The 10,891-nt window shown below is 37.5% G+C and carries 14 protein-coding genes; 1 reads left to right on the top strand and 13 read right to left on the bottom strand.

Annotation, left to right across the window (positions count from 1 at the left end):
• Positions 1–139: 139 nt before the first annotated feature.
• The 6 genes from rpsC to rplD form a co-directional block, all read right to left on the bottom strand.
• Positions 140–802, bottom strand: coding sequence for a 30S ribosomal protein S3 (rpsC, locus tag KJA15_01710; GenBank protein ID MBZ9572039.1), 663 nt, complete (start codon positions 800–802; stop codon positions 140–142).
• Positions 803–814: 12 nt separating this feature from the next.
• Positions 815–1,312 (bottom strand): 50S ribosomal protein L22, encoded by a 498-nt coding sequence (rplV, locus tag KJA15_01705; protein MBZ9572038.1) that lies wholly within the window; start codon positions 1,310–1,312, stop codon positions 815–817.
• 78 nt (positions 1,313–1,390) lie between these two features.
• Entirely contained in the window at positions 1,391–1,708 is a 318-nt protein-coding gene (gene rpsS / locus KJA15_01700) for a 30S ribosomal protein S19 (protein MBZ9572037.1), read from the bottom strand.
• A 17-nt stretch (positions 1,709–1,725) separates the two neighbouring features.
• The gene (rplB, locus tag KJA15_01695; GenBank protein ID MBZ9572036.1) at positions 1,726–2,523 is read right to left on the bottom strand and encodes a 50S ribosomal protein L2; all 798 of its coding nucleotides are present in this window, start codon (positions 2,521–2,523) and stop codon (positions 1,726–1,728) included.
• Positions 2,524–2,526: 3 nt separating this feature from the next.
• Positions 2,527–2,952, bottom strand: a complete 426-nt coding sequence (rplW, locus tag KJA15_01690) for a 50S ribosomal protein L23 (GenBank protein ID MBZ9572035.1) — start codon at positions 2,950–2,952, stop codon at positions 2,527–2,529.
• An 8-nt stretch (positions 2,953–2,960) separates the two neighbouring features.
• Positions 2,961–3,605: a 50S ribosomal protein L4 gene (rplD, locus tag KJA15_01685; GenBank protein MBZ9572034.1), complete on the bottom strand. Its 645-nt coding sequence runs from the start codon at positions 3,603–3,605 to the stop codon at positions 2,961–2,963.
• Positions 3,606–3,643: 38 nt separating this feature from the next.
• On the opposite strand from rplD, the gene KJA15_01680 reads away from it, so the two are divergent.
• Complete coding sequence (locus KJA15_01680; GenBank protein MBZ9572033.1) at positions 3,644–3,865, top strand: hypothetical protein; 222 nt, start codon at positions 3,644–3,646, stop codon at positions 3,863–3,865.
• 227 nt (positions 3,866–4,092) lie between these two features.
• Here the strand turns inward: KJA15_01680 and rplC are convergent, their stop codons facing one another.
• From rplC to KJA15_01645, 7 genes are all read right to left on the bottom strand, one after another.
• Positions 4,093–4,722: a 50S ribosomal protein L3 gene (rplC, locus tag KJA15_01675; GenBank protein MBZ9572032.1), complete on the bottom strand. Its 630-nt coding sequence runs from the start codon at positions 4,720–4,722 to the stop codon at positions 4,093–4,095.
• 425 nt (positions 4,723–5,147) lie between these two features.
• Complete coding sequence (rpsJ, locus tag KJA15_01670) at positions 5,148–5,492, bottom strand: 30S ribosomal protein S10 (GenBank protein ID MBZ9572031.1); 345 nt, start codon at positions 5,490–5,492, stop codon at positions 5,148–5,150.
• A 24-nt stretch (positions 5,493–5,516) separates the two neighbouring features.
• The gene (gene tuf, locus KJA15_01665; GenBank protein MBZ9572030.1) at positions 5,517–6,734 is read right to left on the bottom strand and encodes an elongation factor Tu; all 1,218 of its coding nucleotides are present in this window, start codon (positions 6,732–6,734) and stop codon (positions 5,517–5,519) included.
• 245 nt (positions 6,735–6,979) lie between these two features.
• Positions 6,980–9,085, bottom strand: a complete 2,106-nt coding sequence (gene fusA / locus KJA15_01660) for an elongation factor G (protein ID MBZ9572029.1) — start codon at positions 9,083–9,085, stop codon at positions 6,980–6,982.
• 200 nt (positions 9,086–9,285) lie between these two features.
• Entirely contained in the window at positions 9,286–9,753 is a 468-nt protein-coding gene (gene rpsG, locus KJA15_01655) for a 30S ribosomal protein S7 (GenBank protein ID MBZ9572028.1), read from the bottom strand.
• Positions 9,754–9,768: 15 nt separating this feature from the next.
• Positions 9,769–10,179 (bottom strand): 30S ribosomal protein S12, encoded by a 411-nt coding sequence (gene rpsL / locus KJA15_01650; GenBank protein ID MBZ9572027.1) that lies wholly within the window; start codon positions 10,177–10,179, stop codon positions 9,769–9,771.
• An 81-nt stretch (positions 10,180–10,260) separates the two neighbouring features.
• Positions 10,261–10,881, bottom strand: a complete 621-nt coding sequence (locus KJA15_01645) for a site-2 protease family protein (protein ID MBZ9572026.1) — start codon at positions 10,879–10,881, stop codon at positions 10,261–10,263.
• Between the last annotated feature and the right edge of the window lie 10 nt (positions 10,882–10,891).

The raw sequence follows: 10,891 nt of genomic DNA, 5'->3' as shown, positions 1-10,891 counted from the left end.
TCCCTTCGGTTCTTAATATTTTCCTATACGGGAGAACCGAATGGTTTCCCAGACGGGGCTTTCCGACTCAATCCGCTTCGCAGGCTTCGCGGAGAAGCCTCGCGTCTTGACCGACCCCTCTCCGATTTGGGTTGTTATTTCAGAATTTTTCTCCTTTATATATCCAAACTTTTACTCCCACTACTCCATAAGTACAATAAGCTCGCGCTACTCCGTAATCAATATCAGCCCGGAGGGTCTGGCGAGGCAATTTTCCTTTTTTTAACCATTCGGTTCTAGCAATCATTACTCCATTTAATCTACCGGCTACTTCCACCCTTGCTCCTTGAACTTCTTTATGACTCATAATTCTATCCAAAGCTCGTTTTAAGACTCTCCGATAAGAAACTCTTTTTTCAATCTGTTGAGCAATCCATTGGGCCGAAAGACTAGCAGACAACCAAGGATCTTTAATTTCTCTGATTTCAAGCCTCAATTTCCTTGAAGGAGTTTTTTTACCTTTAGGAAGGAGTTTTTTAGAAAGTTTTTTCTCCAGTTCATTTTTTAATTCCTCAATTCCTCCACCTCGCCGGCCAATAATGAGACCTGGTCTTGCAGTAGAAATGATAATATTTATTTTAGTTGGAAATCTTTCGATTTCAATTCGATCAACCCCAATTTTTCCCAACTTTTTTCTTAAAAATTCTCTAATTTTAAAATCTTCTTTCAAGTGTTCTGAAAACTTTTTTTGATAAAATCCCCGAGAGTTCCAATCGGTTATCTTTTTTATTCGAAAAATTTTTGGATGAACCTTGTGAGTCACGTTTTTAGCTATTCAGAATGCTTTGCGCCTGAATATTTTTTTAATTCCCCTTTCAATTTTTGGTTTTTTTATTTCTTTTTCTGGTCTTGGTTTTGGTAAAGCGGGCTTTTTTATTTTAGGAATTTCTTTCTTTACTTTTTTAACTTTTTTTAGTTTCTTAACTTCTTTTGGTTTTTTTTCAATTTCTTCTAGAACAATGGTTACATGGGAAGTTTTTTTCTGAATCTCCGAAGCCCGACCACGAGCCCTACTCCTCCATCTTTTTAATTTTGAACCTTCATCAACAGTAATTTTAGAAATATAGAGATTTGTTCCTTCTAAACCAAAATTATTTTTAGCGTTGGCAATAGCTGATTTTAAAAGTTTTAATAAAGGCAAAGCCGCTTTTTTAGTTACAAAATTTAAAACGGTCTGAGCTTCCTCAACTTTCTTTTTCCGAATTAAATCAGCAACCAATCTAACTTTTCGAGGAGCAATCCTTAGATAACGTAATTTAACAGTAACTGGCATAACTTCATTTAAACATTCAAGCATTCTAATATTAAAATAAAATAAATTGAGAGACTTAAATGTTTAGACGTTAAGACGTTAAGATGATTTTAATTTCTCTGTTTCCCTCTCAGCCATTTTCTTTTCTAACCCTTTCTGCATTTTTCCGCCGTGTCGGGAAAACTTGGTAGTTGGAGAAAATTCACCTAGGCGATGACCAACCATGTCTTCAGTTACCTTAACCGGAATAAATTCTCTTCCATTATGAACCCCAAAAGTAAAACCAACCATTTCAGGAGCAATGGTGCAAGCCCGAGACCAGGTCTTGATGATTTCTTTGGTTCCGGGTTTTATTTTTTTTATTTTCTTTAATAATTTTTGGTCAATAAAAGGACCCTTTTTAAGTGAACGTGCCATAATATTATCGATTAAAATTACTTCTTTTTCTTTTTTCTTCTTTTAATTATAAATTTGTCTGTTTGTTTTCTTTTTCTAGTCTTAACCCCTAAGGCTGGTTTCCCCCAGGGAGTTTTTGGGTGAGCAAGGCCAATTGGGGATTTTCCCGTTCCTCCTCCATGCGGATGAGCGGGGGGAATCATTGCCGTTCCCCGGACAGCCGGTCTTTTTCCTCGCCGGCGAGCTCTTCCAGCTTTACCAACCGGAATATAGCGCCATTCCGGTCGAGAAACCATCCCCACAGTGGCAAAACACTCTTGAGAGACTTTTCTAACTTCCCCTGAAGGCATTTCCAAATGAGTATATTTTCCTTCCTGAGCTAGTACCTTAGCTCCTGTTCCTGCCCCCCTTACCATTTTTCCTCCCTGACCAGGCACAATTTCTATATTATAAACCGTATTCCCAACTGGAATATTCTTTAATTTCATTCGATTTCCAGACTTAATCTCAGCTTTTTCTGAAATAATAATTTGATCTCCAATTTTTAAATCTTGAGGAGCTAAAATATATCTTTTTTCTCCATCTTGATATTGAACGAGGGCAATAAAAGCAGTCCTATTAGGATCGTACTCTAAGGCAATAATCTTTGCTGTTATTCCTATTTTTTCTTGACCAAAATCAACCATTCTATAAAGTCTTTTCGCTCCTCCTCCCCGATGACGAACAGTTATCCGACCCGATCTAGCCCTCCCTCCTCTTTTTTTTAAAGGCAAAAGTAATTTCTTTTCGGGTTCTTTTTTGGTTAATATTTTTTTGGCTACAATAGTTTTTTTCATTTTTTAGCGAGATAATATTTCTATTTTTTGTCCTTTTTTAATTCCAACAATTGCTTTTTTGTATCCTTTTCTCCAGCCTGAGATTCTTCCCAATCTCCTCGGTTTTTTGGGGATTTTAATAATTTTAACAGATATCACATTAACTCTATAAAGATTCTCAATGGCTTTTTTTATTTCTACTTTATTTGCCTTAGGAAAGACTTTAAAAACATATTGATTTTTTGCAACTAAACCAGTGGCTTTCTCGGTGACCTGGGGGGCCTTTAAAATTCGATAAGCTTCACCTATTTTAGGTTTAGGGGCTCGTTTTTGAGACTCTGGCCTAGGAGTTGGAGTCCTTTCAATCAGTTTCTCTTTCGGTTTTTTTTCTTTTACTATTTTTTTTCCTTTAACTTTTCTTCGTTTTTTAAAAACATCTAAAATTGCCATAATTTATTTTACTTTAAAAATGTTTCTTTTATTACTTTTATTGCTCCTTTTGGCATCATTAAATATTTGAAAGAAAGTAGGTCTAAAACATTAAGGTTTCTTGTCTCAATGGTTTGAAGGTTAGGGATGTTTCGGGAAGCTCTGATAATATTTTCATCTTTTTGGGAAAGAGCAATGAGGATACTTTTTTCTTTTAGAGTCTTGATTTTTGATTTTAGACCTTTTAAAATTTTTTCCATTAATTTTGTTTTTGGTTGATCTAATTTCAAACTATCTAATATCAAAAGTAAATTCTCTTTTGCCTTAGCCGATAAAACCATGAATAGGGCCTTTTTTCTCATTTTTTTGTTAATCTTTTTCTTAAAAACTCTCTCAGTTCTGGGTCCAAAAGTTACTCCACCTCCTCGCCAGAGAGGGGATCTAATTGAACCATGCCTTGCTCTCCCAGTTCCTTTCTGAGCCCAGGGTTTTCTTCCCCCGCCTCTTACCTCAGCTCGGGTCTTGGCCTTAGCAATTCTAATTCTTTTTCTAGCCATCTGGCTAACCGCCACCTGATGAACTAAATCAGTATTAATTTTTACTTCAAAAATTTCCTTTGGTAATTTCGTCTGACCAATTTCTTCTCCTTTTTGATTGTAGGTTTTGACTAACATATTTAACTTGCTATGATATTATTTGGGAGATAATAAAAATGAAATGGAGTGATGGATTGGTATATAGATTGGCATATATAGGAATACCTGTAGCACTATTAGGAATAGTAGCTGTTACTGCATGGTGGTGGATCGGAGATGTAAAATGGACTCTGGTAATAATATTAGCTATGACTGGATGTATCCTAGGAAGCTGCTTTGAAGAAGAACATTTAGGACAGATTCTTATCATTACCGGGGCATTGCTTACTATCCATTAAGCTCTTTAAACCCTTAATATAGCGAAAGTCCTTCGGGCAGACTCTAAATGCCCGTTTTTTTATTTTTCTCTCCTCTCCCCCCAAGCGAGAGTGAGTGTTTACAAAGACGTCTCGGAGGCCTCGCGGCCATGGTTCCGCCAAAGGCGGAGAGCGAGGCCGAGAGACGAGCAGCGATTTTCTCGGTGGGAAAATCGACTGCGTACTTTGGAAATAACTCACTCGAGCATCTATCCTCTAATCTCTAATAATGTTCCCCTCCTTCCTGGCACCGCTCCCCTTACAGCCAATAAATTATTCTCTGAATCAACTTTAACTACTTTCAAATTTTTAACTGTCACTCGAGCACTCCCCATTCTTCCAGCCATCTTTTTACCTTTAACAACTCTCTGGGGATAGCTCGATCCAATTGCTCCTCCTTTTCTTAGCCCATGCTTTGTTCCATGGGTTTTGGGTAAGCCGGCGAATCCCCATCTTTTGACTACTCCAGCAAATCCCCTGCCTTTTGAAATTCCCGAAATTAAGACCCTATCTCCTTCTTTAAAAACGGAGGCTAAAATTTCATCGCCAATTTTATAATCTTTAGCGTTTCGAAGTTCTCTTAAATACCTAAATGGCTTTTTTTTCATTGTCTTTTTTATAGGGGTCCGCCTTCGGCGGGAGGGTGGTGGGGGGGTTGTAGTCTTTTTTTTCTCGATTTTTTTAAATCCTATTTGGACGGCTGTATATCCATCGGTCTCTCCCTTTTTTATTTGGGTAACTTGGCAAGGTCCAGCCTCAATTAAGGTCACCGGTATTACCCGGCCTTCTTTATCAAAAATTTGCGACATTCCAATTTTTAAACCTAAAATGAATTTCATAGTCTTACAAATTACGAACTTTTTCGAATTACGAATAATAATTAATTTGTTCTAATGAAATACCGGGCAACTAACCCGGTATTCAAATTGATAGTTGCTTTAAAAATCTTTTATTAATTTAAAAATTCAATCTCCATGTGTAATTATACACTAAAATTTTAAAAAATTAAGATAATTCGTAATTCGTTTCGATTCGAAATTTATAGGGTTCTTACATTTTTATTTCAATATCAACTCCGTCGCTCCGCTCCCTCTCGCTTCGCTCGAGCGCCCCTTCGGGGCTTCGCTCCGCTCCTCAAAACCTTCGGTTTCTGACGCTCGCCTTGGGCTCGCTGTTTTTCCACTACGGGACGCCACCCGCCCGCCGCCCTCCCGCAAGCGGGCCCCTCACCCAGTTTTCCCGACCCCTTTCTGGGAGTCGATATCTACATCTTGATTTCAATATCAACTCCGGCTGGTAGGTTTAAACTCATTAGGGCATCAATAACCTTGGGAGTTGGGTTAAAAATATCAATTAATCTCTTATGAATTCTCATTTCGAATTGTTCCCTGCTGTCTTTGTGAACAAAGGTAGATCTATTCACTGTGTATTTATGAATCTCAGTTGGTAATGGAACAGGTCCTGAAATTTCAGCTCCGTAGCGCAAAGCGGTCTCTATAATTTGGCGAGTAGTATTATCAATAACTTTATGATCATAAGCTTTCAACTTAATGCGTAACTTAGGCTTTATCTTTTCCTCAACTACTGTTTCTTTCTTTTTTATCGGCATCTTAAAAGAACACTAATTTTTTATTTATTTGATTATTTTGGTCACTACCCCTGCTCCAACGGTCTTTCCTCCTTCTCTAATTGCAAATCTTTGTTTTTCTTCAAGAGCAATTGGGGCAATTAATTTGATTTTCAAATTAACTGTATCACCAGGCATAACCATTTCTGTTCCTTCAGGTAAGGTTACTTCACCGGTAACATCAGTGGTCCGGAAATAAAACTGGGGCTTGTAACCGGAAAAGAAGGGGGTGTGACGACCACCTTCTTCTTTTGCCAAAACATAGACCTCACCCTCAAATTCGGTATGAGGAGTAATTGAGCCTGGTTTTGCCAAAACTTGACCTCTCTCTACCTCTTCTTTTTTAAGGCCTCGGAGTAAAATTCCAACATTATCTCCTGCCCTTCCTTCGTCAAGTATTTTATTAAACATTTCAATACTTACAACTACGGTTTTGGCTGTCGGTTTAAATCCTATTAATTCAACTTCTTCATTAGGATGAACTACCCCTCTTTCAACTCTTCCAGTAGCAACAGTTCCTCTCCCGGCAATTGAGAAAACATCCTCAATGGCCATCAAGAAAGGTTTATCAGTTTCTCTCGCTGGTTCGGGGATATAATCATCTACAGCTTTCATTAAATCTAAAATTGGCTTGGCTACCTCATCGTCTGGAGATTTTGCTTCCAGGGCTTTTAGAGCCGATCCCCGAATGACTGGAATTTCATCTCCTGGATAATCATATTTTTTCAAAAGTTCTCTAATTTCAGATTCAACCAAATCTGTAATTTCTGGGTCATCAACAGCATCACATTTATTTAAAAAGACTACCAAAGATGGTAAACCAACCTGTCGAGCAAGTAAAATATGCTCTCTTGTTTGAGGCATTGGCCCATCTGGAGCTGAAACTACTAAGATAGCTCCATCCATCTGAGCGGCTCCAGTAATCATGTTTTTAACGTAGTCAGCATGACCAGGGCAATCAATGTGAGCATAGTGCCTTTTTTCGGTTTCATATTCTAAGTGGGAAATAGAAATTGTCAGCCCCCTGGCTTTTTCTTCAGGAGCTGAATCAATCTCATCGACTGCCTTTGGAGAACCAGACGAAGTGCGACTAACTTTAAATCCCTTCATGTTTAAAATCTTAAGGACGGCAGCGACAAGAGTAGTCTTACCATGGTCAACATGACCGATTGTTCCGATATTAACATGGGGTTTAACCCGCTCGAATTTTTCTTTTCCTGGCATATTTTTGTCTAGCGTCTAGGTTTTTAGCGCTTAGGTTTTTAGTTAATTAGATATCTAATCTCCTAGACCCTAAACCCTAGACCCTAATAATGTTATATTATTATTTTATTAAAACAAAAAATAAAGTCAACCTCGTTTAGAAATTTTTGATTCAAATATTTCTAAATTATTTCTTTTATTTATGATGAATAATGGATTTCAACCAATACAATTATATGTAAAATTTCTAACGGGGTCAATAGTTTTTACCGTCTTTTACCCTCGATTATTTCCTGGGCAATATTTTGAGGAACTTCTTCATAATAATCAAACTCCATTGTAAAAATTCCTCTTCCTTCTGTCAAACTTCTTAGAGCGGTAGCGTAACCAAACATTTCGGCTAAAGGAACTTTCGCCTCAATTACTTTGAGATTTATTCTGTCTTTTGTCTCTTCAATTTTTCCTCGTCTAGCACTCAAATCGCCAATAGTATCGCCAAAAAATTCCGAAGGGATAATAACCTCAAGACGCATTATTGGTTCAAGTAAAACTGGTTTTGCTCTTTTAGAGGCTCCCTGTAAGGCGGCAGAGGCGGCAATTTTAAAGGCGATTTCTGAAGAATCAACCTCATGGAAAGAACCATCATACAAAGTCACTTCCATATCAACCATTGGATAGCCAGCTATTATTCCTTTATCCATGGCCTCTTTTGCTCCTTTCTTAACTGCCGGAATAAATTCTCTGGGAATAATACCTCCTTTAATCTTATCAATGAATTCAAAGCCTTCCCCCCGCTTTCTTGGTCGAACTCTCAACCAAACGTGGCCATATTGACCCCGACCTCCTGATTGACGAATATATTTTCCTTCAGCAACAGCTTCTTCCTTAATCGTTTCTTTGTAAGCAACCTGGGGTTTCCCAACATTACCTTCGACTTTAAATTCCCTTCTCATTCGATCAGTAATAATCTCTAAATGCAACTCGCCCATTCCCGAAATAATAGTCTCACCAGTTTCTAAATCTCCTTTAACTTGAAAAGTTGGGTCCTCTTCAGTTAATTTTTTCAAGGCTAAACTCATTTTTTCTTGATCTTGTTTGGTCTTTGGTTCAATCCGGACAGAAATAACGGGTTCGGGAAAAGTGATTTTCTCAAGAGCAATAGGATGGGATTCATCACACAAGGTATGACCGGTAGAAGTTTTTTTCAATCCAATAGTTGCTCCAATATCTCCGGTAAAAATTTCTTTTATTTCTTCTCTTTCATTAGCATGCATTCTTAAAATCCGGCCAATCCTTTCTCGCTCTCCTGTGGTTGAGTTCAAAACATAAGATCCTCTTTGTAAAGAGCCAGAATAAACTCGGAAATAAGTCAAAGTCCCCACGTAGGGATCGGCGGCGACTTTAAAAACTAAAGCAGAAAATGGTTCTTTATCATCAGTCTTTCTCTCAATTTCTTTACCAGTTTTAGGATCGGTTCCTCTAACCGGAGGGAGATCCAAAGGATTTGGAAGATAGTAACAAACTCCATCCAGTAGGGGTTGGACTCCTTTATTCTTTAGAGCCGATCCACAAAAAACAGGTATCAATTTATAATCTAAAGTTGCTTTTCTTAAAACTTTTCTTAAATCTGAAACTGAAATTTCTTTTTTTGCTAAATATTTCTCCAAAAGTGTTGCATCTTCAGCCGCAATCTTCTCAACCAGTTTTTTTCGCCATTCCTTTGCCTTTTCTAATAAATTCTCTGGAATTTTTTCTTCAACCACTGTCTGGCCAAAATCACCCTCAAATTTTAGCGCCTTCATTTCTAAAAGATCAATCACTCCTTCAAATTTATCTTCCTCACCTATCGGTAATTGAAGGGCGATGGCATTTTTAGTTAATTTTTTCCGAATTGATTCTAAGCTTTTTTCAAAGGAAGCCCCAATCCTATCCATTTTATTTATAAAACAAATTCGGGGAACTTTAAATTTATCAGCCTGATACCAAACTGTCTCTGACTGAGGTTCAACCCCAGCCACTCCATCAAAAACAACAACTGCTCCGTCTAAAACCCGCAAGGACCTCTGGACTTCAGCTGTGAAATCAATATGACCGGGGGTATCAATAATATTTATTCTATACTCATTCTCCTTTTCTCTCGGTAAATTCCTTGGAGTCCAAAAACAGGTAGTAGCAGCAGCAGTAATCGTAATTCCTCTTTCTCTTTCCTGAACCATCCAATCCATAATTGTTGTTCCTTCATCAATATTACCGACTTTATAGGAAACACCGGTATAAAACAAAACCCGCTCGGTTGTCGTTGTTTTCCCGGCATCAATATGAGCAATAATACCAATATCACGATAGCGTTGGAGAGGATAAGTTCTTGGCATAGTGGTAATACAAAGTTAATCGCTCGCCCTCTCCAGAACAAAGTTCTGGCGCTCCCCGCCCAGGGCGGATCGCTTCGGGCTCGCTCTTTAAAAACCCTCGGTTTTTAATATTTTCCTATACGGGGAAACCGAAGGGTTTCCCCGACCCCTTTCCGATTCTGAATATTATTTTTAAGAAGGATGAGTACCGCAGAAGCGCCTTACCACGCAAAGTGGGCAAAGGCTCTGTTAGCTTCAGCTATTTTATGAGTGTTTTCTTTTTTCTTAACAGCTGCTCCAGTATTATTTGAAGCTGCGATTAATTCATCAGCTAATTTCTCTTTCATTGGCCTTCCTTTCTTTGATTTAGCTACCTGAATTATCCAGCGCATAGCCAGAGTTAATCTTCTTTCTCCCTTTACTTCTCTTGGAACTTGATAGGTCGCTCCACCAATTCTTCTCGGTTTTACTTCAAGTAAAGGGGAGGCATTTTCTAATGCTTGCTCAAAAACCTCCAGGGGTTCTTTTTTGGTTTTTTCTTTAATAATATCAAAAGATTGATAGACAATCTTTCTGGCTAATTCTTTTTTTCCCCGTCTCATCACCTGATTAATAAGTTTGGTCACAGTAACATTATTATAAAGTGGATCGAGGGAAATAATTCTTTTTTCTTCCTTTTTTCTTGACATATTAACGATATCAAATTAGGTTTCTTTTTTAGTCCCGTACTTTGACCTTTCTTGCTTTCTTCCTTCTACTCCACCCGTATCTAAAACTCCTCTGACAATGTGATATCTTACTCCGGGTAAATCTTTTACCCTTCCTCCCCTAATTAGAACTACTGAGTGTTCTTGCAAATTGTGACCCTCTCCAGGGATATAGGCAGTAATCTCCATTCCATTGGTTAATCTTACTCTGGCTACTTTTCTTAAGGCTGAGTTTGGCTTTTTGGGGGTAACAGTAAAGACTTTCATGCATACTCCTCTTTTAAATGGAGAAGAATATTTCTTCGGTCGATTTTTTAGGGGGTTGAAGCTAAACTTCAAAGCCGGCGTTTTCGTACGCTTTTTAATTCTTTTCCGACCCCTTTTAATTAACTGATGAATGGTTGACATAATGGTAATTTAAAAATTAAGCGCTTTGCGCTTACATTTTAAGTTAACAAATAAATTTAAAAATGTCAATAAAAATAGAAATCAAAAAAATAAAGGTAATCTTCCAACAATTACTTGATAAGCCAATGATACTAAGGGGAATATCCACTGAAGGCCAAAAAAGATAAATAAAATCAAAATGAAAAACCCGTATTGTTGTAAAAATAATTTAAACTTTTGATATTTCTCTGATAAAAGAGAAAAAAGGATATGAGAACCATCTAAGGGTGGAATTGGAACTAAATTAAAAATTGCTAATAAAAGATTTAAAATAACAATAATACTAAAAAGATATAAAAGCTGAACAGGTAATGGAAAAAATCTGATTAAAGAACCAAAAGCTATAGCCACCAAAATATTTGATCCCGGCCCGGCTATTGCCACTTTTAAACTCCCCCATTTTTTGTCTCTAAAATTATATGGGTTTATCGGCACTGGCCTTGCCCAACCAAAAATTGGTCCCTCCCCTCCAGTTAAAATTAAAAGTAAAATCGGCAAAATAATTGAACCGAAGGGGTCTAAGTGCTTTATTGGGTTTAGAGTAAGACGACCAGCGTATTTTGCCGTTGGATCACCTAAATAATCTGCCATTGCTCCATGAGAAACTTCGTGAATAACAATGGAAAAAATTAAGATAATTAAAGAAAAAATAATGGTTTCCATAAATTCGATT

This window comes from Patescibacteria group bacterium (assembly GCA_020148145.1).
In the GTDB taxonomy this organism is placed as follows: domain Bacteria; phylum Patescibacteriota; class Minisyncoccia; order Minisyncoccales; family JAHCRE01; genus JAHCRE01.
This window is presented reverse-complemented; position numbering and strand designations above follow the sequence as displayed.